The organism is Neobacillus sp. PS2-9, from assembly GCF_030915525.1.
Lineage (GTDB): Bacteria > Bacillota > Bacilli > Bacillales > Cytobacillaceae > Neobacillus.
The window spans coordinates 1,495,416-1,519,432 of the sequence record NZ_CP133269.1 but is presented as its reverse complement, the minus strand read 5'-3'; the positions used below and the strand labels follow the sequence as shown (position 1 = coordinate 1,519,432).

Genomic DNA, 24,017 nt, shown 5'->3' with positions numbered 1-24,017 from the left:
TTACTCCTCTCCTTTGTTCCATCGGACTTTTACACTTATGTCTAATGCTTTATAAGAATGAGTTAAGTAGCCAAGCGAGATAAAATCCACACCAGTTTCACGGTAGTCGGCGATATTTGTTAATTGGATTCCACCTGAGGCTTCGGTGATGATAGACGGCGGAACTAATTTAATCAATTCCTTAATTTCATCAGGTGTACGGTTATCAAACATAATGACATCTGCACCTGCATTTACTGCTTCAAGCACTTGTTCTTCCGACTCAACCTCGACCTCCACCTTTACCATGTGACCAGCATTTTTCCTGATCGCATCTACTGCCTTTGTTATAGAACCGGCAAAGGAGATGTGATTGTCTTTAATCATGACTCCATCGTATAATCCGAAACGATGATTAAAACCACCTCCACAGCGCACAGCATATTTTTCAAGCATACGCAGGCCTGGTGTCGTTTTCCGTGTATCACAAATTTTCGTATGACCACTGTCAAGGGTATTAACTGTTTTTCGAGTTAAGGTGGCAATCCCACTCATCCGTTGAACAAGATTGAGAATGACTCTCTCGCCCTTTAATAAATCAGCAATTTTCCCTGAAACGTGTGCAAGCTCTTGTCCAATTTCGAATGACTGGCCATCTTTTACAAATACCTGTGCTGAAATAGTAGTATTTAATATCTGGAACCCCGTTTTAATAATCTCTTCACCGCAGAAAATTCCAGCTTCTTTTGCCAGAAAAACAATTTCCCCTTTTGTATCATCTGTAAAAATTAAATCTGTGGTAATATCTTGTTCGCCGATGTCTTCAATAAAATATTGCTCAAGTAGCGAGCGCAGTTTTAGTGTGTTCATTGGTTTTCTCCACTCCATGTATATATTTATGAATAATTGATTTCCTTAACCACATTTTGTCATCTTCCATTGGATAATCACTCCTAAAATGACCACCCCTGCTTTCTGTCCTCTTTAACGCGGACTCTGTAATCAGCTTGGAAATAACCAGCATAAAAACCTTTGTCATTTCCGCTGAAGAACAAGCATCTAAATTAATTTCTTCCGGCTTGTATTCGTCGATCCAGGCTAGCTGCTTCATAAGATTACCTTCATTTCTAACAATTCCAACCCGCTCCATCATTAAATCCCTTATCTGTTGAACATTTGGTAGAGCAAAGCTCTCTTTTTTAAAAGAAGGATAGAATGGCTTCGAATCTAAAGATTGAGTTTCTTTTTTGCCTTCATTGATCCATTTTGATAATTGGTCGCCTTGATATAATCCTTCTAAAAGGGAGTTGCTGGCTAAACGATTGGCACCATGCAATCCCGTGCAGGAGGCTTCTCCAATCGCATATAGTCCCATAATGGAAGACCTGCCGATTAAGTCTGTTTTAATTCCTCCCATTAAAAAATGGCTTCCTGGAGCGACAGGGATTTTCCCATCCGAAACACGGACTCCATTTTCCTCGCAAATCGTTGTAACCGAAGGAAATCTCTTTTCAAATTCAGCAATTTTACTGATATCTAAATAAACTTGGTTACCTTTTTTCAGACATTCATATATTCTTTGTGAAACAACGTGTCTTGGGCCTAGGTCCTTTAAAGGATGAACTCCCTCCATAATAGGAGTCCCGTCCTCCGTGATTAGGGTTGCCCCTTCCCCTCTAACAGCTTCCGATATTAATCCTTTTGTTTCTCCGTTTACATATAAGAGGGTAGGGTGAAATTGAACAAATTCCATATCCACAATTTCCGCTCCTGCTAAATAGGCCATCGCAATCCCATCACCACTTACCGTTTTCGCATTTGATGTGTAGCTATATAGTTGACCGCAGCCTCCTGAAGCGATAATACAATAGGTACCATAGAAGCTTCTTATTGACCCATCTAAGGCTTTAGCTTTAACCCCAATACAGCGGTTTTTTCTTGTATTTAGGAGTAATTCATAGGCGAAGACATTCTCTTCTACGATGACATTGTCCTTAAGCTTACTAATCAGATGCTCCATGACATTTTTACCAGTGGCATCACCGCCGCCATGAACAATTCTCTTTTCGCTATGTGCCCCTTCCATCCCAAGAAAAAGTTCACCCAGTTGATTTTTATCAAAAATATCGCCTTGTTGTGCCATCTTCTTTATAAGTAAAGGTGCGGCATGAATGACTTGTTGAACCACATCTGAATGGTTGTGAAATCTCCCTGCCTCTAGCGTATCGACCATATGTTTTGTTGGGTGGTCGTTTGCACCCAAGGCTGCTGCAATCCCACCCTGGGCAAGATAGGAATTTGCGGTTCTTATCTTTTCTTTTGTGAGTATCCTCACATTTAAATCCAGTTTTAATTGATTGGCAAGCTGCAATGCCGCTACTCCACTTCCAATGATTAATACATCATCTTTTGTCATGTTCTGACCCTCCTGACATAACAGGTGTCTTGACATATATATTTACATACAATTAAACTAAAAACAAGTATTTTAATAGAAAAATAGAAGGACAGTTAACTAGAGCTTTAGATTCTAAGACTGAATCAAAGGCAGTGTAAAAGAACAGTACTGATTTTTATATCCTGTTGATTGGAGCGGAAGGCGCGAAGACTCCTGTGGGAGTACGGTTCAGGGGAGACCCCGCAGGCGCAAGCGCCGAGGAGGCTCGCCGAAACGCACACGGAAAGCGAAGAGCCTGGAGCGGAAATCAACAGACAATTTTAACAGAGCCTAACCAAAAAATGAGTATGGGAGAAGTTTCATGATATATTGTGATTTTGCAGCCACAACGCCTATGGATCCGGAAGTAGCACAGGTATTTACAAAAGTTGCAACAGAATACTATGGTAATTCAAGCAGCCTCCATGATCTCGGTGGACTTTCACATTCCTTGCTTGAAAATTGTCGAGAAGAATTAGCCAATCTAATTGGGATTGACAAAAATGGGCTTTTTTTTACCAGTGGTGGATCGGAAGCAAACTTTTTAGCGATTGAAGCATTGTTGTCCTCCCCTAAAAAAGAAGGAAAACATATTATTGCTGGAATAGCGGAGCATTCATCTGTCCACGGAACGCTTAACAGGTTAAAAAAGGCTGGCTATCAAATCACTCTAGTACCGTTTAATTCAGTTGGACTGATTGATCAAGAACAGCTATTGAATGCTATAAAATCTGATACGATTTTGATGATCCTGCAACATGTGAATTCAGAGATTGGAACAATCCAGCCTATCGAAGAAATAGCTAGAGTATGTAACGATAACAATATCCACCTGCACAGCGATATTGTTCAATCCTTTGGTAAAATAGATATTAAACCTATCGCTTCTCTTGTCAGTAGTTTATCTTTTTCTGGTCATAAAATTTATGGACCAAAAGGGGTCGGGGGAGCATATGTCGATCCCCGAATTAAGTGGGAACCATTTTTTCCTGGAGCCTCTCATGAAAAGGGATTCCGCCCAGGAACGTTAAATATCCCAGCCATAGCTGCCATGACAGTAGCCGCACAGAAAATTCACGCAAGGCTCAGTGACGATAACATTCACTTTCAGTTGTTGAGGCGTAATTTTATCAATGCACTTGGTCCCATAAAAGACAGAATTAAGCTTTACCAAGCTGGCGAGGGGTCTCAGCTTCCTTCTATCATTGGACTTGGAATTAGTGGCATACAGGGACAATTGTTGATGCTTGAGTGTAATCGATTAGGCTTTGCTATTTCCACAGGAAGCGCCTGTCAGATTGGAATGCAACAACCCGCAAAGGTCACTCAGGCACTTGGGCTAAATTCGGAAGAAGCAAAGGAGTTTATACGGGTCTCTTTTGGTCAAAGCACCTCCCTTGAGGATGTTGTCCGTCTCGGGGAAACGATTGTTACTATTGTAAAGACATTTTGAGTTGTTCCCTTATTAAATCAAACGAAACTATGCTAGAATGATAAAACAGAATTAGATGTAGGAGGAATTATATGGTAGAGCAAAAGAAAATATTGGGAGAGGAAAGGAGGTCGCTCATTCTTCAACAGCTAAAGGATAGCCCCATACCGTTAACAGGCAGCGAGCTAGCAAGTAGAACAAATGTCAGTAGACAGGTGATTGTAGGGGATATCACACTGCTTAAAGCAAAAAATGAACCGATTATCGCTACCAGTCAAGGGTATATTTATTTACAGCAAAACTATAGTAAAAGTACGTTTGAAAGAACGATTGCGTGCAGACATTCACCTGAGGACACTGAAAAGGAACTTAATTTGCTCGTTGACCATGGAGTATTAGTGAAAGATGTCAAAATCGAACACTCGGTTTATGGAGATTTAACTGCATCGATTATGGTTTCTAATCGTCAAGAAGTTAAACAGTTTATGCAAAACATCCAGAATACAGGGGCTTCATTATTATCTCAATTAACAGATGGAATCCATCTTCATACCATTTCAGCCTCAAGTATTGATATCTTAGATAAAGCCGAAGTCGCGTTAAAAGATGAAGGCTATCTCATTGAATCATAAAAGGACTCGCTACATGCAGCGGGTCCTTTATTTAAGTATTAGAAAGTTTCAAAAGCGACTACGAGAATTGTCCAGCTCCAGCGCCTAGCCCCTCGGGTCAAATAACCTTCGGCAAGTAAAGTCAAAGAGCGACTTTTCTTGCCGAAGAACATTTGCCTGTCGGGGCTGATCAAGGCGCTTGCGCTTTTCTTATTTAATCTAGTTTTACCATTATGGATGGATAACTGCCTAATAATGTTACACCGCAGCCTAACGCTTCTAACTCCGCCATAGCGCCCGGAATCAAAACCTCATCAAGTTTCATTTCAATGTCAATAATGAAAAAGTAATTGCCAATTCCTGTCTTCATCGGTCTTGATTCAATTTTTGAAAGGTTTAATTTTCTCCACGCAAAGGCAGATAACACTTGATGAAGTGCCCCAGCTTGGTCATCTGCAGGAAGCGTCACCATCAACGTTGTTTTGTAATGAGTCGAACCACTTAATGATGAAAAATCAAAATCTGCTTCAGTTAAAACCACAAAACGAGTATGGTTGTAGTCAAAATCATGAATGTTCCTTTTGACAATGGCCAGCCCATATTCTTTTGCAGCCAGTTCATTCGCAATCGCGGCAGATTTTAATTCAGGTCGTTCCATAACAAACTGTGCAGCCGCTGCCGTTGAAGATACAGCCTCATACGGGATGCCTTTAAATTGATTATGTAAGAATTTATGACATTGAGCAATGGCATGAGAATGGCTGTAGATTTTGGAGACCTCCATCCAATTCTCTGCATTAGATGGATGGACCATTAGATGCTGCTTAATAGGTAATGTAATTTCCCCGACAATTGGAACCTGAACCATATGTGTTAAATAATCAAGAGTAATATTAACGGACCCTTCAAGGGCATTTTCAATCGGTACCACAGCAAGGTCTACTTCCTTTTCGACTAAGGCATCCATGCTTTCAGGAATGGTTCGATACGGCATAAGATCAAATCCTGAAAAAACCTTCTTAACTGCGAGTTCTGTAAACGTAGCTTTTGGTCCTAAAAAACCAACCTTCATTCTTCCCCACCCCCAAAAATATAAAAAGAAGGCTGAAAACAGCCAAGCATAATGAACAATCGGTTCATTTATGCACCTGTTCCCAGCACTTCTACTTTCTCGACAAATTCAAGCTTTCTTAACTCAGAAAGCACTTCATCGAATCCCAAAGTCAAGTTCGATGTGTTTAACGACAACGTCACATTAGCTCTGCCCTGAAGTGGAATCGTTTGATGAATAGTTAAGACATTACAGCCAGACGATGCAACTACTCCTAAAAGTTTGGAGAGAGTGCCGGAGCGATCCTCTAAATGGAAAAATAGGGTGATAAGCCTTTCCTTTGTAATCGTTGAAAAAGGAAATACCGTATCTCTGTATTTATAATAGGCGCTTCTGCTTAAATCTACCTTTTGAACGGCATCTGCCACCGATTCTGCTTTGCCACGTTCAAGCATATCCTTCACATCTATGGTTTTCTTCATCGCTTCAGGCAACACATCTTCACGGACCAGATAAAATTTTTTATCAACGTTATCCATCTTCATCTCTCTACCTCGATCTCTTACAGGAACTAATCAACAAACTCGAATTCAAATTCCATCAACTTAACGATATCCCCGTCTTTTGCTCCTCTTTGTCTTAACGCCTCATCAACCCCAAGAGTACGAAGCTGACGTGAGAAACGGCGAACAGATTCTTCTGTTTGGAAATTAGTCATTTTAAACATTTTTTCAATCTTTTCACCAGAAATAACAAACGAACCATCTGGCTCTCTCGTAATATAAAAAGCTTCTGGGTCTGCTTCGTGCTTATAAAGAACACGATGTACGCCTGTATCCTCTTCTTCATGGTCAAGCGGGAACTCTGGAGTTTGCTCAATCTTATCTGCAATAGAGAATAAAAGCTCCCTTAGTCCCTTTCTAGTAATAGCTGAAATTGGGAATATTGGATAATCCTCTTCGAGACGTTCTTTGAACTTTTGTAAATTCTCTTCCGCTTCCGGAATGTCCATTTTATTCGCCACAATAATTTGCGGACGCTCTGTTAGTCGGAGATTATATTCTTCTAATTCTTTATTAATATTCAAATAATCTTCAAATGGATCCCGGCCTTCTGTTGCTGCCATATCGATGACATGAACAATGACCCTAGTCCGTTCAATATGTCGTAAAAATTGATGTCCTAGACCTACTCCTTCAGAGGCACCTTCAATGAGGCCTGGTAGGTCTGCCATAACAAAGCTTCGATTATCTTCTGTTTCGACCATACCTAGGTTAGGAACAATCGTTGTAAAATGATATTCAGCAATTTTTGGTCTTGCGGATGAAACCACTGATAATAAGGTTGATTTCCCTACACTTGGATAGCCTACAAGACCAACATCAGCAAGAAGCTTAAGTTCTAATATTACTTCGCGCTCTTGTCCAGGTTCACCATTTTCAGCGATCTCTGGAGCCGGATTTGCCGGAGTAGCGAATCGAGAATTACCTCTACCTCCGCGACCACCTTTAGCAATAATTGCACGCTGACCATGTTCAACAAGATCGGCTAGTACTTCTTTTGTCTCAGCGTCAATGATTACCGTACCCGGTGGAACTTTAACAAGCATATCCTTCGCATTTCTACCGTGCTGATTTTTTGACATTCCATGTTCACCACGTGGCGCCTTGAAATGACGTTGGTAGCGGAAATCCATTAAGGTACGGAGTCCTTCATTTACTTCAAAGATCACATCTGCCCCTTTACCGCCATCACCGCCAGCTGGACCGCCTTTTGGTACATATTTTTCACGGCGATAAGCGACAATCCCGTTGCCACCGTCTCCACCTTTTACATATATCTTCGTTTGATCGACAAACATCTTATTCCTCCCGACTTGCACTTTTAAATAAACTGATGTCTTACGAAAACGCCTTCAAGCCCTTATAAAGCAGGCATAAATATTTCTACAGAGAGTTCGTTTTCAGTGAATTCCTTCACCTCTAGCTCTAATGGCTTCTTCTGGTCAGAAAGGCATTCTTCAATCAGTTCCCTTTTTAGTATTATCCCGCTAAAATCAAAAAAGAAACGAACTCCTTCTGATTGCGGTTCAATTGTTATTGATAAATGATTTTCCTGGAATGCTTCAATTGCCTTATTTAAACATGAAAAAAAGGAATTTGTCCAACTTGTAATCATTAGGTCATCAATTTTTGTTGACTCAGTGTCTTGAAAGACCTCATATTCCAGTTTAAATGAAGGGTTCACCCAATTGGATTTTAATAGTAAGGAAGCAAACAAAGGCATATGTAAATTTGAAAGCTTTGTCTCATGCTGAGCCTCAATCACAATTTCATCAATTACTGCTTTTGCCCGGTCCATTCGATTTAAATCCAAGTTTCCCTTTATTAATTGCAGTTTATTTAACCAATCGTGTCGTGAGTGCCGCAACACTTCAACGATATCCCATTCTCTCTCCATACTCACACTCCTACATAAATGCGGAACATTGTTTGCTGTTAGTATATCAAAAAAATTTCCAAGAGTAAGCATTTTTATCTGAATGATTTGGTTTGTGGTAAAAAATGAGCTTGACGAAGTAGTTTCCTTGAAGAGTTTTGATGGAAGGTGTACTTTCGCAGCAAAAAGAAAACTCTAACCAAACAGGTTAGAGTTTTCAAAGTAATCCTTAAGCTTCTTGAGCTACTGGATAAACGCTCACTTTTTTGCGATCACGACCGAAACGTTCAAATTTCACAACGCCGTCAACTTTTGCAAAAAGTGTATCGTCGCCTCCACGGCCAACGTTTTCACCTGGGTAAATCTTTGTACCGCGTTGACGGTAAAGGATTGAACCACCAGATACAAATTGTCCGTCTGCACGCTTAGCACCAAGGCGCTTTGCATGAGAGTCACGTCCGTTCTTTGTAGAACCTACACCCTTTTTAGATGCAAACAACTGAAGATCTAATTTTAATAACATTTATTCCACCTCCTGCTTTTTGAAGGTAATTTTTATGTGCTCTCCGTATGTTTCTTCAATCGATCGTAATGAGACAGCCATTCCTTCGAGAAGAATCTGGATTTTCTCATAAACGGCTTCCGGAAGTTCTTCCGGGATAACGCAACGGAGAAAACCATCTGCCCGATGTTCAAGGTCTGGAGTAACGCCGGTAAGCTCGTGCACCGCATTGATAGCACCAACGGACACGGCTGATACGCCTGCACAGACGATATCTTTTCCACGATCCGCGAACAAGGCATGACCGCTTAGTTCGAATGATTGAATTTTTCCGGATTCAGTACGATAAATAGTAATACCTATCATCTTTTTTCAACACCTTACGCGTTGATTTTTTCGATGATTACTTTAGTGTAAGGTTGACGATGACCTTGCTTCTTACGATTGTTTTTCTTCGCTTTGTACTTGAAAACAATGATTTTCTTCGCACGGCCTTGTTTTTCAACTTTAGCTGTAACAGTAGCGCCTGCAACAACAGGACTTCCAACTTTTACAGTTTCACCGCCAACGAAAAGAACTTTGTCAAAAGTAACAGTCTCACCAGCTTCAACATCTAATTTCTCGATGTAGATAGCTTGGCCTTCTTCGACTTTCAATTGCTTACCGCCAGTTTCGATAATTGCGTACATGAACTGCACCTCCTTATAAACTCAGACTCGCCAATTACAGGCGCTCCTGCAAATCTGCAGAAATCTTATTACCTGTTCTGTGCGGTTGTAGCACGGGTGCGCTACAAACATAACATTAAAATCATACATAATTTAATCGAAAGTGTCAACCTATTATTTAGTTTCCTTACGAATAATCCATTACTCGTTGAGAAATCTCCTGAATCGTACCGAACTGCTTTAATTGATAATAATGCCGTTCAGAGGGCTGTATAGAAAAATATAATGTAACCTTTAACAGGTCTTCTAACACTTCTCTATGCGCCTCATTTTCGCCTAAGAGTGCGTCCTTCACCTCTTCTGTTGCCTCAACTAGAATGGCTTCAAAATCAGCATGACGGTGCTCTAATAGCTCTCTTTCTAATCGGAAAGCCACCGTTTCAGCACTTAGGAGCCGCCCCGTCCCTTCACAAACCGGACATTTCACTTGTAACGCCTCAGAAATGCTTACCTTCGTCTTCTTCCTGGTGATTTGAAGAATGCCAAGTGGAGTAAATCCGATCATCTTTGTTCTTTTTTCATCCCTTGACAGCTCTGATTCCATTAGGGAGAGAATGGATTGTTTGTCCTTTTCACGCTTCATATCAATAAAATCGATTAGAACAATTCCACCGATATCACGAAGTCGCAACTGTCTGACAATTTCTTTAGCGGCGAGCTGATTCGTTTTTAACACCGTATCTTGATAATCCGTTTTTCCAGAGAACTTCCCCGTATTTACATCAATAATGGTTAGAGCTTCGGCTTCGTCAAAAATAAGATAGGAACCATGATCCAGCCAGACAATCCGTTTGAGTGCTTTGTCAATTTCGTGCTCTATCTTATTAACGGAGAAAATATTTTCTTTTCCATTGTAAAAAGTAATTTTAAGGTGCGGGTTGTTCTGTTCAAGCGTCTTCTTAACGTTCAAATCGTCTACTATTATTTCACCCGTCTCCATGGCAGCTACACGGTCTAGGACCATTTCCATAAAGGTATCTTTTTGGGATAGGAGCCTTGGCTTCTTAAAGTGTGATGTTTGCTGGAGCAATTCCTGGTGTTGTTGACGTAGTACCATCAATTCCTCTTCAATCTCCGCCTTTGTACAGGTCATGCTGGACGTCCGAAAAATGATCCCCTCTTCCTCCGTTTTCAGGCTGCTGCCTATTTTTCGGAGGGTAATATTTTGCTTTTCATCTGCAATTTTTTTACTAACTGCCACATAGCGTCCTGTAGGCATATAAATCAAATGGTTTCCATGAATTTCAATAATCCCCGTCACTTTAGGACCTTTTGTTCCTGTTGCATCCTTATCCACCTGAACGAGCATTTTCTCTCCCTGGTGAACAAATGAGGTAACGTTCTGTTGTTTTTCAGTTGACTGTACATACGAAGGCAGCTGATCGCGATGCAAGTAGGCATTTTTTTCCTCACCAATATCGATGAACACTGCATTCATGCCCGGAAGTACCTTCGTAACGGTCCCAAAATAAATATTACCGACCAGTGATTGATTGCCTGGTCGGTCAAAAAGGATATTTTCAACACGGTTATTTCTGAGATACGCCAACCTTTTTTCCCGCGTTGTGTAGTTGACAAGTAGTGTTTCCAATCCAGCTTCCTCACTTTTTTCATAGCTCTGCTAAAATTGCCTGCTGATTTCCGCTCCAGACGCGAGCGGTTCGTGGGCGTTTCGGCGAGTCTCCTCGGCGCTTGCGCCTGCGGGGTCTCCCCTGACCCGTACTCCCACAGGAGTCTTCGTGTCTTCCGCTCCAATCAACAGGGTATCATAATCAACAATGTTCTTTAACACAGCCTTTTTCATAGATGACTTCATTATAACCATAATCAATATAAAAATAGAAGGTCGCTGATTTTATCTGTTAATCGTTTATCTGTAAAGTACGCATGTAAAAGTTCATTTTCATCTAGGATTCCTTTTTCTTTCCCCGCTGCTTCCACTATAATTGGATGTTTGCAGCCTCGTTGAAATTTTTCTAAAACGTGGATCAATAAATCATGCTCATTCGCCTGTATAGGCTTTAAGGCACTTGGATTCGATTTTTTTCCATAATAGCGTTCTAATAAAAATCTCATAAAAATAAAGCGCCGCTGCTTCCATTCATGGTAAAGGGAAAAAGCTAAGAAGGCGATAATAACCCATACGTTGATATGCGATGGCGCAATGAATAGGATTAGGAATGAAAAAAGACCCAAACTTAAAAAGGAAAGGATAAGTGTCAGCCTGTGGGCACTCGGAAAGGAGTGTTTTAATGAGAGCAGTAAAAATATCAGCTTCCCCCCATCAAGCGGCCAAACTGGAAAAAGATTAAATATAAAAATCATTAAGTTGTAGTTGATAAAGAGCTGAAATAGGTCTTCAGAAATCAACGAGAACGATAGTAAGAGGTAAGCTGCTCCCATCATCCAAAGATGCTGAAGCGGTCCAGCTACCACCACAATTAATTCTTCCTTTAATGGGCGATTGCCGTGTTCATCCATCTCTGCAACCCCGCCAAAGGGAAGAAGGGAGATTTTTTTGATTCTCCATGAAAAAAAAGAAGCTGCCGCTGCATGCCCCATTTCATGTATAAAAATGATCCCCAGCAGCAAGCAAACTTCAAGGAAATGTGCGGTAGCGATAGATATAGCAATGATAATCCACAGCAAGGGGTGGATATGAACTTGTCTGAGTAATGAAATGGCTCTATTCAAAACGGATCACCTGAATAGGGTCGATAAATTCATCGCCTTTTTTTATGGCAAAGTAATATTTCCCTTTTGTTTTATCTTCACCCGTTGAAGTGGATACAGTTCCAACGACGGTTCTCTTGTCGATATATTCGTATAGGTTTACTTTTATTTCGTCTAAGTTTCCATACCATGTTTCCGTTTCATCTGAATGCTGGATGATGACGGTTTTTCCAATTCCCTCTTTTACTCCTGCAAAGGTGACTACACCACCGTTAATGGATTGGACTGGCGCTCCTTTACCGGTTTCAATCATGATGCCTTGCCCATTTTTTTCAAAATTTTCGAGGATCTTACCCATGGCTGGGACAGAAAACTCTGTTTGGACCACTTCTTCTTTTTTGTCTGTTTTATCTCCCTCTGAGAAAGGCAGAAGTGCTAAGGGTTTGCCAAACTTATCTTCGTACCAATTTGAAACAGTGGCAAATTTAAAATCCTTGTCCATTGCACTGGTCACATAATCCCTTACTGGATCAAAGGTCGCTGTCTGGTTGCGAAACAGAATGGCTACCACGAGAAAAAGGAGGATGGAAGCCAATATTTTGAAGAAGAACACTTCTTTTTTAAATAACGGATGTCCGTCGTCACCGTTGCTACTTTTGGAGCTACCCGTATAGTTAAATCCATATTTGTCATCATCATCCCCAGGCCAAGCGATTTGACGTTCTGGACGTTCTGGACGTTCTGGACCTTTTGTTGCTGTTGTTGAACCCATTTCTTTTTTTCGTTTAGCGATTCGTCGCCGTATTTCCTCCGGTGTAGACCGCGCCATTCCCATCAACCCTTTTCCCACTTTTTTGTACAAGTCTATGTGAGAATTTTTGAGAGTATGACTGAATTTAATTTTTAGGCTGTGTTAAAGAACAGTGTTGAGTTTTACACCCTGTTGATTGGAGCGGAAGGCACGAAGACTCCTGTGGGAGTATGGTTCAGGGGAGACCCCGCAGGCGCTAGCGCCGAGGAGGCTCGCCGAAACACCCACGGAAAGCGAAGTGCCTGGAGCGGAAATCAACAGGCATGTTTAACAGAGCCTTAAAAAAAAAGCCTGTCACGATAGATCGTGAACAGGCTTGTATTTATCTAACTCCGAAGAACTTCTTAAGTTTGGTGAAGACGCCTTTGTTTACTTCATCTAGTGGTTGCAGTGGAATCGATTCGCCTAGAATTCTTCTAGCAATATTTCGATAGGCAATCGATGCTTTGCTGTTTGGATTCAGGGCAATCGGTTCACCGTGATTTGATGCTTTAATTACCTCTTCATCATCCGCAACAATCCCAATTAACTCTATAGATAAATGCTGGGTAATTTCATCAATTTCCAGCATGTCCCCGCTCTTCATCATATGATTACGAATACGGTTGACCACTAATTTTGGAGGCTCCATGTTTCTTTGTTTTTCTAAGAGACCAATAATACGGTCCGCGTCACGTACCGCAGATACTTCCGGAGTTGTGACAACAATCGCTTTATCTGCTCCTGCCACTGCATTCTGGAATCCTTGTTCGATACCAGCAGGGCAATCAATAATTATATAATCATAGTCCTGCTTTAATTCTGTAATAAGCTCTTTCATCTGTTCTGGTTTAACCGCCGATTTATCAACAGTTTGCGCAGCTGGAAGTAGATATAATAATCCATCAAATCGCTTGTCCTTTACTAACGCCTGATGAATCTTACATCTTTTTTCTACTACATCGACTAGATCATAAATGATTCTGTTTTCAAGCCCCATTACGACATCTAAGTTTCGAAGACCGATGTCTGTATCCACTAAGCATACTTTTTTTCCTTGAAGGGCCAAAGACGTCCCAATATTTGCGGATGTCGTTGTTTTACCAACGCCGCCCTTACCAGAAGTAATTACTATTGCTTCTCCCACTTTAATGTCCCCCTTCTAATCTAGTTAAATCTGGCCTTAAATGAATTAAAGCTTGTAATCTATCAACGATAATTTGTCGGTTATCATCTATATAAGCACATTCCATTTCGCGATTTTCGCTAGTTTTTACAGAATCAGGCGAACGATTGATGCAATCGCTAATTCTAAGCTGCGATGGTTTCATGCTTGATGCCGCAATCACGGCTTGTTCATTTCCGAAACAACCTGCATGAGCCACACCCTTTAAGGTCCCCATAATGAAGATATTACCGCCTGCAACGACGGTCCCACCAGGATTCACATCACCAATCAACAGCAGATCGCCTGAAGTTTCAAGAACTTGGCCCGAACGAATGATTCTAGATACAGTCATAATCCCCGCTTCTGCCTTTAAACGTTCTGCTTCCACTTTTGTGATGACATTTGAAATAATATCATCCACAACTAAATTCTTTTTCTGACGAATTAAGTGCTTTAGTTCTTCTCGTTGTTCTTCCGTAATATACCGATTCCCAATTTCAACTTTAACAGAAATTAAGTGGCGGTCATCTTGTGTTCTTAAATTCGCCGAAAGCTTCTGATCCAGTTCTTTTTTTAGGTCGTCGTAAGAACACTTATCATCAAGATGAAGGACAAGACCTTCCTTCGTTCCTTTTATTGTAACATTTTGCCGTTTTTTCATGGAGAATTTTCACCTCATAATTAAGAAAGCCGTCTAGAAACGTGCAATTCCCGTAAATTTCAAGGAATTTTGCACGTCCTTACGCTAGTTCTGAATCGAAAGTACAGACTATTTGATAATAATTCGACATGATGCGTCCATTCTCCTCTTTTTTCAAATGAAAACTTAAGTAGCAAGGAACTTAAAAACAGTAAGCAGAAACTCATTATTCATCTCGTAAAGATTCCAAATGATTTTCAAATAATCTCTTTAAAGGAAAGCCTGCTAGGATAATAAAAGCCGCATTTAATAAAAGGGTTGGATAAAAACGCAAAGTAAGAAAACTCATAAAATCAAGGCTTGTGACATGGATTAAATAATCCATTTCATAAACACCCACTTCTAATAATGCAACAGCAAAAAGGGAAACGAGGAAAGCAATGATAAAATTCGCCTGCATGATGTGCATGATTTTAGAAACAAGATACGAAATAAATGGATAGAGAAATAAATAAATCCCAATAATTTCTACGTAAACCACATCAAACAACAGCCCGAAAATAGCGGCATAAATGACACCTTTCTTTTTACCCACAAAAATCGTTAAAAACAACAGTGCGACAAAAAGAAAGTGCGGTACAAGGATTCGATCCTTACCCAAAATGCCATCTGGTAAGTATTGAACAAAGATACTTTCAAAAATCAATAAAAATAGAAACAAAAGAGGAAGAAGGAATTTTTTCACGATCCTTCCTCCTTCCCACCGGTTAAATCATTTTGATTTGGCTCGGCCATAAGTCTCTTCGTTACCATCACTGACTTGATGTCATAAAAATCGGCACCTGGTTTGACTAGTGCAGTTTGGTTTAGTCCATACTGGTCAGGCTTTACCTCTACTACTTTCCCTATCATTAATCCTTTAGGGAAAATCCCACCTAAACCAGAAGTAATTACAGTCTGGCCTTTTTCAATTTTCGCACTAGAAGGAATCGCCTTCACCATAAGTAGTTTTTTCTCTTTGTCATAGCCTTCAACAAGTCCGTACACATCGGTAGTTCCTTGAACAATAGCGGAAATCCGATTCTTAGGGTCCATTGCACTTAACAGCTGTACGGTTGAACTGAATTGAGTTACACTCTTAACCTTTCCAATCAATCCGCTGGCCGTAACAACAGCCATATTTTTCTTAACTCCTTGTAGATTACCTTTGTCGATAATAATCATTTCATGCCAACGATCAGGATTTCTACCAATAACTGTAGCTGGAAGTGGTTTCAAATCTCTCAGGGTCTCTTTTTCACCGAGAATGTCACGCAATTCTTTGTTGTCTTTTTTCAGTTCTTGAACTTCTGCTTCAAGGCTGACAAGATTTTCAATCCGTGATTTTAATTCTTTATTCTCTTCATATGTATTGGTTAAGTCCTGGAGATTTTCAAAAAAGCCGGCAACATAGTTGGTAGGCTTTGAAACCAGGGATTGAACCCAGCCGGCTGTATCTTTAATAAATTGTTCCGGCCAGGTAAGCTTCTCTCTCTCCCTTAAAGAAAACCCAATCAATGCCACGAGAACAATAATGCTGACAAGCAAAATAATCAGTCGTTTATTCAAGAAGAACTGTGGCATGATTATACACCTCTATTTTTTCTAGATAAAATTGCGTCGCTTAAAAGAAGCTTCCTCTTTTTATCTTGAGTCTTTCGCTTTGTTTTTAAATAAATGAATATGATCTAACGCTTTTCCAGTCCCAATCGCAACGCAATCGAGTGGATTTTCAGCAATTAGGACCGGCATTTTTGTCTCTTCACTAATAACCCTGTCCAAATTACGCAGTAGCGCACCTCCACCCGTTAATACAATACCGCGGTCCATAATATCCGCTGCAAGTTCAGGTGGTGTTTTTTCTAATGTATTTTTTACAGCCTCTACAATCGCGTAGACCGTGTCATTTAATGCGGTGGCAATCTCTTTTGCTGTAATTTCAATGGTTTTCGGCAGACCTGTTAATAAATCACGTCCGCGAATTTCCATGTTGTCGATTCCTTCCGGTATACCCGCTGAACCAATTTCCATTTTGATAGCTTCCGCTGTACGCTCCCCAATCATTAAATTATAATTCTTGCGGATATACGAAATAATGCTATCATCCATTTCGTCTCCAGCAACGCGAATCGATTGGCTAGTCACGATTCCGCCTAAAGAAATAATCGCAACTTCAGTGGTACCTCCACCAATATCAACGACCATACTACCAGTTGGCTCCCAAACAGGTAGGTTCGCACCAATCGCAGCTGCGAATGGTTCTTCAATTGTGTAAGCATCCTTCGCACCAGCTTGTCTTGTCGCGTCAATCACAGCCCGCTCCTCAACCGCAGTTATACCTGAAGGCACACAAACCATAACATATGGCTTTCCAGAAAAAGGATTATTACTTTTTTGGGCCTGACGAATATGGTGCTTCATCATTGATGCCGTTGTTTCAAAATCGGCAATGACCCCGTCCTTCATCGGTCTTAGAGCAACCACATTCCCAGGTGTCCGTCCGATCATATTTTTAGCGTCATTACCAACTGCGACGATATTTTTTGTATCTGTCTGCATGGCAACTACTGATGGCTCACGCAAAACAATTCCTTTTCCTTTTACATATACGAGGGTATTCGCTGTACCCAGGTCAATTCCAAGGTCTCTTGATCTAATTCCAAACATAGTGTTGTATCTCCCTTTCTACACTTACAAAATGCAAAATAGCAATAGGCAGGTAATCGCCTTACTTATCATGTCTATTTCCTAATAATTTATTGGCCCTTTCACAGGGCAGTCCTAAAAAATCATAACTAATATTATATCGTATCGTCAAATAAAACAATAGTGTTATAAATACCCTTTTTCCTTTAAACTCACAAACTTATTTTCACCGATGATTAGATGGTCAAGAAGGTCAATGCCAATAATTTTTCCGCATTCGACCAATCTCTTTGTTACTTCAATATCCTCGCGGCTTGGAGTGGGGTCTCCGCTCGGATGATTATGCAGAGCAATAATGCTCGCAGCGGAGCGCTTTAAGGCCTCTCGAAAGACCTCGCGTGGATGAACAATCGAGGCATTTAAGCTGCCGATAAAAACCGTTTGTTTATGAATGACCTGATTTTTTGTATTTAAATATAAACAAACAAAATGTTCCTGCGATAAAAAGCGCATATCATTCATGACATACTTGGCTCCATCCTCTGGGGAGCGGATCACATAGCGGTCATTAAAGGATAGGTTGGAAATCCGCCTGCCAATTTCTACCGCTGCTAAAATTTGAATGGCCTTTGCTAAGCCTATTCCTTTAATTTCGGTTATTTCTTCTAACGTAGCGCCTTTTAATAGCCGTAAGCCTTCAAAATGGTTCAGCAGACGATTCGATAATTGCAGGACAGATTCATCCTTTGTTCCTGTCCGCAATAGAATTGCAATTAGTTCATGATTAGATAAACTTTGTGGTCCATGTTGAATAAATCGTTCCCTTGGCCTTTCGTCTTGTGGAAAATCGCGAATCATCAATGTATCAGTTGACATTTTTTTCCTCCCTATATTCGGGAGTTAAGGCACAAAAAAGTTAATACGGTAACTGGTAGCCTGCCTTTCTTAATTCTCTGATCGTCCTTGCTACTGGCAGACCGACAACCGCAAAATAATCTCCATTTATTTTTTTGACAAGCATACTTCCGAGCTGTTGAATTCCATAGGCACCTGCTTTATCAAGCGGTTCACCACTTTGCACATATGAACGGATTTCGTCCTCCGTTAACTCCCAAAACCATACTTCTGTTTTTTCATAGAAACGGGTCTTGCTCGTTGGAGACACTATTGAAACACCTGTAAACACTTCATGCTGACACCCTGAAAGAGTTTTCAACATACGAACGGCTTCTGCTTCATCAGCTGGCTTTCCTAAAATTTGATTATTCGCAAAAACAATCGTGTCCGAACCGATAACAAAGGCTTCTTGATTGTCCTTAAACACAGCTTGTGCCTTTCGTTCGGCTAACTCCATTACTACCTCCTCAGGGGAGAGTGTGGGGTCAAAGCTTTCGTCTACTTCACTGCTTGAGACTGCGAATGTTAAGCGGAGATTTTCTAGAAGTTCTTTTCGCCGTGGAGAAGAAGAGGCTAAAATGAGGTTCTGCATTCAATCACCTTACCTTTTTTGCTTCATTAGGGAGATACAATTCAATCCTATCAGAAATTGTAGAAGCAAACAATTTTTATATAACTAAATTTTGAAGAAATCTGTCAAATTATGCATTTGAATTTGAATTCTATCACTTATTAGGACGACGAAAAGCCTGCCCTATTTGGACAGGCTTTATGTTATTATTCATTTCCCGGAAAATATGTTTTTTTGTCGATTACATGGAATAGTAGACGGATAAAAAATTTAATAAGTGCTGTTGGGCTGCACTTAAGCTTTTCTCGTCTTTTGATTTTTGAAAGTCCTTAATTTTAACGTCTGCACCAGCTAATTCTGCATGTAGTTTTTTTACATTCTCATTTTTTAATCCACTTACCTTTAACTGCTCGCTTAGAGCTGTTAATGTCTTGGCGGATTCCTCTGGGATCGACTTCGTAACCATAGCGCTCGAAGTTACAATAGACAACGCCTGATAAATGGTAGGTGCCCCTTCTAAAAAGGCCTTTTCCTTTTCAGATACGTCAGCTACCTTCTTTTCATCTACTAATAATGGCTTGGCAAATACCTCTGAAATCCCATTTTCTTTGTATTGGTTTCCGAGGGTTTTAGCCATATCAATAGTATCCGCTACACCAAGAAATAAGTATTGCTTTCCGCTCATTTCTACTAATTTCGAGGGTATACCCTTTTCTGTAATCTGATCTGCTGTTGCCTTTGCACCATCTTTGGACGAGAAAACTCCACCTTGGATGACATAAGCCGTTATTTGCTCAATCGCAGCCGTAGTTGTTTTCCCTGTAGTTGTTGTTGTCGTTTCCGTTCCACCTGTTTCTTCCACCACAGCGGGTTCAGTTGCCACCTTCTTACTTGGTTCTGTCACCATCTTCAGCATAAAAATGCCAATCGTAAGACCGATGAGGATGGCAAAGGTCGCTGAAACAAAGATAGAGCCTAGCGGCCTACCATTCTTCTTCATGCTGTTTGATGATATCGATGTGTTCATTTTAGGACCCTTTTTCTTCGTATTAGTGGTAGTGGCAATTTTATATTCCATAAGATCAGTGTCAGAGGATTCAGGAATAATCCAGTCAAAGCTCTCATCGACCGACTCCTGTGAAGCAGCTGTCTCTAAATAGCTGTCCGATTCTGTTGGGGCTGGGTTAATTTTGATCACTTTCGTCGCTGTGTTTGAGCTGACTTCTGGCTCCATTTTTGAAGCTTCTTCCTCAAACTTTGTATTTTCTCCATTTAATTTAATCTTAATTGTATTGCCTTTGTTAGGCTTGTCCACTATTCGTACTCCTCTCTTCCGCTAGCTCATTGGATTCATCCTAACATACAGGCAAAAAAAAATAACAAGACTTTTGTCGTCTTGTTATCGTAGACTTTCGTCAAATTATTTGTAAGTTCGCAGTGTTGTTAATTACGGCTGTGTTTGTGCGGTTGAAGGAAACTGACTTAATGGGTTATCCTTACCCGCTGGTGCCGGTGCATCGATCGTTGGCTGTTCTGCAGCTAAATCAGCTAGAGTTGGCATATAAAAAGCTGAAACTGTTAGGCTGTAGCTAATAGGTGCGTCATCCTGACCCAGACTGGTGATTTCTTGGCCACCTGAATAGGTAATAGCCTCAACTACCACTAATCGTTGTAAGGATTCCAACGTTTTGATAAATTTTTCTAAATCCTCATATTTCGGTGATTCCACACTCAACTGGACAGTCATTTTTTTTAATCCTGCGGGTACAGGGGTAACCGGCTGTTGAGTTTGAGCAGCATTTGGGTCTGCCGCTGTTGTTTGTACAGTGTTTGTCGTTGTAGCTTGGGCAGCATTTGAATCGGCAGCTGCTTGGTCACTTGTAAGCGCAACATCTGCATCCTTCGCAAACCCCATAGACAGGATTTGACTATTTGAAACATTTTCAGCTTTTTCTAGGTCCAAAATAAACTGTTCCTGAAGTGGACCAACAGGAAGCTTTTTCTGAAGCTCCTTAGTGTCAACCGTTGTCGTTTTGGCGGAAGCCGCCTTTTTTTGACTGACAATATCCAACAGCTTTTGCTCTGACTTTAATTCCTGCTGCTTAATGCCTAAGTCAGACTTCAAAGGTGTTAACGAAAAGAATTGAGCATAGACGATGAGTAACACAAGCAAAAGAACACCGACGGCTACAATCAACTTGTGTTTTTTAGAGAGATAAAGCCTCATGAGCCCTTCACTCCTTCCCCATCCTTCTTGCTTTTCTTGATCTCTTCCTTGTTAAACTTGATTTCAAACTGTCCTGTATAGCGAGGAAGATAGTTGGTTGACTTTTTAATTGTTGAACTAGTTGTGGCTGTTGTTACATTCGTTTGATTGGTTGTAGTTGCTGTGTTGCTTTGTGCAGTTTGGTCGGATGTCCCAACTGTCGTGTTGTTCTGCCCCTCAACAGTTGTTGTAGCTGTTGTTGTCTGATTAGCACTTGTTTTCGGATTCGTTGTAGTTGATGTGCTATTTGAAGCTGCGGTAGCATTAGCAGCAGTAGTTTCTGATTCAGATTGTGCCGTTGATAGTGAGCTAAGACTAGCCTCATCAATCCATTTAGACTCGTGTAAACTATCTAAAAAGTAGGCTGCCTCTCTAGCGCTATCAAATTGAACCGTAAGCGTAACGGTTCCGGCCTCAGTATAGGCAAAGGATTGAATAAAGCCACGTTCTGGCAATAACGATGTTAAGTGCTGCATGACTGGTACTGTTTGAAGAGGATAGTCACTTGCCCACTCAATGGCACTTTTCAATTGACTCACAGAACTAGTAGATGCCACTGTATCACTGTTTTGCTGTTCTTTATCAGCAATTTTTTTGGTCATCGTAATTTGTTTATCTAGGGATGCTATCTCGTCATTAATGGATTGGGTTTGCCAAAAATAATAGCCACCAATGAGAATGAATAACGCAAGTAGTCCTGCAATCAGTATGAAAAAGCTAAATTTTTTCGGTTCCTTCTGTGGAAGCAGGTTAATTTCAACTAGCATTGCATTAATTCACCTCTTTTAAAGCGAGACCTAGTGATAGTAATAAATTTGCCGGCACGCTTCCTTTTATTTCCGGGTCATGCGCCAACCGTATTACAGGAGTTTCAAATCTCTCTCTCATTTCTTCAGTTACAGCCTGGATCATCGGATGATCACCGACTAACAGAAACTTGGATATATCATGTTTCTCTTTGTTTAGTGCATACCGATAAAAATCTAGCAATTTACTTAACTCTTTTAAAATATCTTCAAACTGGATAACTAATTCATCCGCTTCACCTGTGTATTTAAAGTCCATGGTTCCCATATTGTCATGTCGTATTTCCCAATGGTCTAAGTTAAACGGAAGGGCAAACGGACGCATGACTATAGGAACAGCTCCTTCAAAAATACATAAATTAACACTCGTTAAATCAAACTGAATCATGAAAAGGTTCTCGCTCTCATTTCCATGTCCGAGCTGATGATATAAGCGGTAAAGTGCCAACGGAGAAATATCCGCAGCTACAGGTGTCAGCTTTAAGCTGGAAAATAAGTTTGCATATTCCATCACATATTGTTCAGGTGCTGCAAATAAAAGAAGATCTTTTGTTTTTTCATTTTGTGAAAGCAAGTAGTAATCAAATATTGGTTCCTCAAACGGCAAGTGAATACTAGAACCAAGCTCTAGATAAAGATACCCCTTTATTTCATCCTCTTGAATATCAGCAGGCACGGAAACCTTGCGGATGATGACCAGTTGGTCTGGAACAACAAAACGGATTTGACGTCGTTGAATTTTCCATTCATCAATGCACTCATCCAAAATATTCACTAACGATTCCATATCGGCAATTTTACCGTCGCAAATAATTCCTGGTGGCAAAAAACGCTCTCCCCATTTCTGAGCTGTTGGGAGATTCGCTTGTTTCAGTTCCACATAGCGAATAGAGTGGTCATTTAGTACTAGATTAATTATTCGGTTTTTGGATGAGAAGAGGGAAAAAGCCATGTAAAAAACCCCTTAGTTAAAATCCTTGATTAAGAAAACGTATATAAAGTTCAATCATTTCCGATCCCCAATAATAAGCGGACAAGGTTCCCGCTGCTATAAAAGGTCCAAAAGGTATCGGCTGACGCCTTTTGACAATTCTAAACAACAGTGCTAATCCACCAAGAACTGCACCGTATAATGTCGAAAGAAAGAAGGACATAAGTACTAGTTTGAAACCTAAAACGAAACCTAGTAACGCGTACAGTTTAACATCACCAAAGCCCATACCGCCTTTGCTGACAAGTGCGATAATTAGTAGTAGGACAAAACCAGCGACTGCACCTGCCAAGCTGTCCCACCATGGGTGTAACGGCCAAATAATCCGTTCCAATAAAAAAATCCCTGCAAACCAGATGAGAATTTTATCAGGGATGATCATATAGTGAATATCTGAAACTATGATAATGATAAACATAGAAATTAGTGTTAACGCTAGGACTAATTCACTAGACCATCCAACAACTAATGGAGCTGTCGCAAATAGGATACCCGTAAGCAGTTCCATAGTCGGATATATAGGAGAAATCCGCGACTGACAGCCGCGGCATTTCCCTTTTTGGAGCAGATAAGATAGTACTGGTATTAGTTCGTAGGATCTTAATTGATGCCCACAGGTTGGACAAGCCGAGCGTGGAGCTACTATTGATTTTTTTACTGGAACCCTTAAGCCTACTACATTATAAAACGAACCAAATACCAAACCCAGAATTAATAAATATAAATAAAGAAAAATATTCATTTTTAATTACCATAATAAATTATTTTATTTTGTACCAGCAACATTATCAGCAACTACAGGTCTTTTTAGTAATGTTGATTCAGTGAGAGGTATATTTCTCTTTGAACCCAATAATTTAACACTATATTTAAGTCCTTTAGTTACTTTTTCAACTTTTACAAAGGAACCATCAGTAAGAGCAGTAGTTAATACTGTAGTTCCAGCAGTATAGGTGGAACCAGTTTTCACATATGCAACAGTTGTATCATCAGCATCTTTCATATCTTCAAGATAATCATTTTTGACTAAATAATCTAATGATAAATAGACCGGGGTACCATCAGCAGGAATTAAACTATTATCGCTAGCTACGGCTGTTTTTGCTGAGTTAACCATTTGTTGTGCGTTTGCAACATGAGCATCTTTTTTAGAGTTGTCTATTAGACCTAAAATTGAAGGGACTGCAATAGCTGCAATAATACCTAAAATAACAATAACTGCAAGTAATTCAATTAATGTTAAACCTCGTTGATCTTTTAACTTATTTTTTAACTTTTGTAACATATTTTCATCTCCTTAACGGTTCTATGAACCTAGTAATATTATCTCTTGTAGTATACATTAATTTAC

At 40.3% G+C, this 24,017-nt stretch carries 27 protein-coding genes and 1 other annotated feature; of the genes, 2 read left to right on the top strand and 25 right to left on the bottom strand.

Translation table 11 applies throughout. The features are described 5' to 3' along the window. Nucleotides 1–849, bottom strand: a complete 849-nt coding sequence (nadC, locus tag RCG25_RS07450; RefSeq protein WP_308083033.1) for a carboxylating nicotinate-nucleotide diphosphorylase — start codon at nucleotides 847–849, stop codon at nucleotides 1–3. Further along, nucleotides 818–2,395, bottom strand: a complete 1,578-nt coding sequence (gene nadB / locus RCG25_RS07445) for an L-aspartate oxidase (protein WP_308083032.1) — start codon at nucleotides 2,393–2,395, stop codon at nucleotides 818–820. Before nadB ends, nadC begins: the two co-directional genes overlap by 32 nt. A 343-nt stretch (nucleotides 2,396–2,738) precedes the next feature. Between nadB and RCG25_RS07440 the strand changes: the two genes are divergently transcribed. Both RCG25_RS07440 and RCG25_RS07435 read left to right on the top strand, forming a co-directional pair. Further along, on the top strand, nucleotides 2,739–3,869 hold the full coding sequence (locus RCG25_RS07440) for an IscS subfamily cysteine desulfurase (RefSeq protein ID WP_308083030.1): 1,131 nt from the start codon (nucleotides 2,739–2,741) through the stop codon (nucleotides 3,867–3,869). A 71-nt stretch (nucleotides 3,870–3,940) separates the two neighbouring features. Further along, nucleotides 3,941–4,480, top strand: coding sequence for a transcription repressor NadR (locus tag RCG25_RS07435; RefSeq protein ID WP_308083029.1), 540 nt, complete (start codon nucleotides 3,941–3,943; stop codon nucleotides 4,478–4,480). A 193-nt stretch (nucleotides 4,481–4,673) separates the two neighbouring features. Here the strand turns inward: RCG25_RS07435 and pheA are convergent, their stop codons facing one another. The 23 genes from pheA to RCG25_RS07320 form a co-directional block, all read right to left on the bottom strand. Beyond that, on the bottom strand, nucleotides 4,674–5,531 hold the full coding sequence (pheA, locus tag RCG25_RS07430) for a prephenate dehydratase (RefSeq protein ID WP_308083028.1): 858 nt from the start codon (nucleotides 5,529–5,531) through the stop codon (nucleotides 4,674–4,676). A 68-nt stretch (nucleotides 5,532–5,599) separates the two neighbouring features. Then, complete coding sequence (locus RCG25_RS07425; RefSeq protein WP_308083027.1) at nucleotides 5,600–6,055, bottom strand: ACT domain-containing protein; 456 nt, start codon at nucleotides 6,053–6,055, stop codon at nucleotides 5,600–5,602. Between the two features lie 26 nt (nucleotides 6,056–6,081). Next, complete coding sequence (gene obgE, locus RCG25_RS07420) at nucleotides 6,082–7,371, bottom strand: GTPase ObgE (protein ID WP_308083026.1); 1,290 nt, start codon at nucleotides 7,369–7,371, stop codon at nucleotides 6,082–6,084. Between the two features lie 62 nt (nucleotides 7,372–7,433). Then, nucleotides 7,434–7,970, bottom strand: a complete 537-nt coding sequence (locus RCG25_RS07415) for a Spo0B C-terminal domain-containing protein (RefSeq protein WP_308083025.1) — start codon at nucleotides 7,968–7,970, stop codon at nucleotides 7,434–7,436. Nucleotides 7,971–8,178: 208 nt separating this feature from the next. Beyond that, entirely contained in the window at nucleotides 8,179–8,472 is a 294-nt protein-coding gene (gene rpmA / locus RCG25_RS07410) for a 50S ribosomal protein L27 (RefSeq protein WP_308083024.1), read from the bottom strand. Continuing rightward, complete coding sequence (locus tag RCG25_RS07405; RefSeq protein ID WP_308083023.1) at nucleotides 8,473–8,817, bottom strand: ribosomal-processing cysteine protease Prp; 345 nt, start codon at nucleotides 8,815–8,817, stop codon at nucleotides 8,473–8,475. It abuts the gene before it with no gap. A 14-nt stretch (nucleotides 8,818–8,831) separates the two neighbouring features. Beyond that, nucleotides 8,832–9,140 (bottom strand): 50S ribosomal protein L21, encoded by a 309-nt coding sequence (rplU, locus tag RCG25_RS07400; RefSeq protein ID WP_283919673.1) that lies wholly within the window; start codon nucleotides 9,138–9,140, stop codon nucleotides 8,832–8,834. Nucleotides 9,141–9,153: 13 nt separating this feature from the next. Then, nucleotides 9,154–9,237 (bottom strand) — a sequence feature (ribosomal protein L21 leader region). A 69-nt stretch (nucleotides 9,238–9,306) separates the two neighbouring features. After that, nucleotides 9,307–10,770: an Rne/Rng family ribonuclease gene (locus RCG25_RS07395; protein ID WP_308083022.1), complete on the bottom strand. Its 1,464-nt coding sequence runs from the start codon at nucleotides 10,768–10,770 to the stop codon at nucleotides 9,307–9,309. A gap of 236 nt (nucleotides 10,771–11,006) precedes the next feature. Further along, complete coding sequence (locus RCG25_RS07390; RefSeq protein ID WP_308083020.1) at nucleotides 11,007–11,873, bottom strand: M50 family metallopeptidase; 867 nt, start codon at nucleotides 11,871–11,873, stop codon at nucleotides 11,007–11,009. Continuing rightward, nucleotides 11,866–12,681, bottom strand: coding sequence for a peptidoglycan DD-metalloendopeptidase family protein (locus tag RCG25_RS07385; RefSeq protein WP_308083019.1), 816 nt, complete (start codon nucleotides 12,679–12,681; stop codon nucleotides 11,866–11,868). The genes RCG25_RS07390 and RCG25_RS07385 overlap by 8 nt, the downstream gene beginning before the upstream one ends. Before the next feature lie 304 nt (nucleotides 12,682–12,985). Beyond that, on the bottom strand, nucleotides 12,986–13,789 hold the full coding sequence (minD, locus tag RCG25_RS07380; RefSeq protein ID WP_308083018.1) for a septum site-determining protein MinD: 804 nt from the start codon (nucleotides 13,787–13,789) through the stop codon (nucleotides 12,986–12,988). Nucleotide 13,790: 1 nt separating this feature from the next. Next, entirely contained in the window at nucleotides 13,791–14,471 is a 681-nt protein-coding gene (gene minC / locus RCG25_RS07375) for a septum site-determining protein MinC (RefSeq protein WP_308083017.1), read from the bottom strand. 205 nt (nucleotides 14,472–14,676) lie between these two features. Beyond that, nucleotides 14,677–15,195, bottom strand: coding sequence for a rod shape-determining protein MreD (gene mreD, locus RCG25_RS07370; protein ID WP_308083016.1), 519 nt, complete (start codon nucleotides 15,193–15,195; stop codon nucleotides 14,677–14,679). After that, the gene (gene mreC / locus RCG25_RS07365) at nucleotides 15,192–16,073 is read right to left on the bottom strand and encodes a rod shape-determining protein MreC (protein ID WP_308083015.1); all 882 of its coding nucleotides are present in this window, start codon (nucleotides 16,071–16,073) and stop codon (nucleotides 15,192–15,194) included. Before mreC ends, mreD begins: the two co-directional genes overlap by 4 nt. Before the next feature lie 60 nt (nucleotides 16,074–16,133). After that, nucleotides 16,134–17,156 carry a rod shape-determining protein gene (locus RCG25_RS07360; protein WP_308083014.1) on the bottom strand — a complete coding sequence of 341 codons (1,023 nt, stop codon included), beginning with the start codon at nucleotides 17,154–17,156 and terminating at the stop codon, nucleotides 16,134–16,136. 165 nt (nucleotides 17,157–17,321) lie between these two features. Next, nucleotides 17,322–18,011, bottom strand: a complete 690-nt coding sequence (gene radC, locus RCG25_RS07355) for a RadC family protein (RefSeq protein WP_308083013.1) — start codon at nucleotides 18,009–18,011, stop codon at nucleotides 17,322–17,324. A gap of 40 nt (nucleotides 18,012–18,051) precedes the next feature. Continuing rightward, the gene (locus RCG25_RS07350; protein WP_308083012.1) at nucleotides 18,052–18,624 is read right to left on the bottom strand and encodes a Maf family protein; all 573 of its coding nucleotides are present in this window, start codon (nucleotides 18,622–18,624) and stop codon (nucleotides 18,052–18,054) included. A gap of 220 nt (nucleotides 18,625–18,844) precedes the next feature. Beyond that, complete coding sequence (locus RCG25_RS07345; protein WP_308083011.1) at nucleotides 18,845–19,918, bottom strand: SPOR domain-containing protein; 1,074 nt, start codon at nucleotides 19,916–19,918, stop codon at nucleotides 18,845–18,847. Between the two features lie 132 nt (nucleotides 19,919–20,050). Beyond that, nucleotides 20,051–20,830: a hypothetical protein gene (locus RCG25_RS07340; protein ID WP_308083010.1), complete on the bottom strand. Its 780-nt coding sequence runs from the start codon at nucleotides 20,828–20,830 to the stop codon at nucleotides 20,051–20,053. Beyond that, on the bottom strand, nucleotides 20,827–21,636 hold the full coding sequence (locus tag RCG25_RS07335) for a PilN domain-containing protein (RefSeq protein ID WP_308083009.1): 810 nt from the start codon (nucleotides 21,634–21,636) through the stop codon (nucleotides 20,827–20,829). The genes RCG25_RS07340 and RCG25_RS07335 overlap by 4 nt, the downstream gene beginning before the upstream one ends. 4 nt (nucleotides 21,637–21,640) lie before the next feature. Further along, nucleotides 21,641–22,627, bottom strand: a complete 987-nt coding sequence (gene pilM / locus RCG25_RS07330; protein WP_308083008.1) for a type IV pilus biogenesis protein PilM — start codon at nucleotides 22,625–22,627, stop codon at nucleotides 21,641–21,643. Between the two features lie 16 nt (nucleotides 22,628–22,643). Continuing rightward, entirely contained in the window at nucleotides 22,644–23,408 is a 765-nt protein-coding gene (locus RCG25_RS07325; protein ID WP_308083007.1) for a prepilin peptidase, read from the bottom strand. A gap of 24 nt (nucleotides 23,409–23,432) precedes the next feature. Continuing rightward, entirely contained in the window at nucleotides 23,433–23,951 is a 519-nt protein-coding gene (locus RCG25_RS07320; protein WP_308083006.1) for a type II secretion system protein, read from the bottom strand. Nucleotides 23,952–24,017 lie beyond the last annotated feature (66 nt).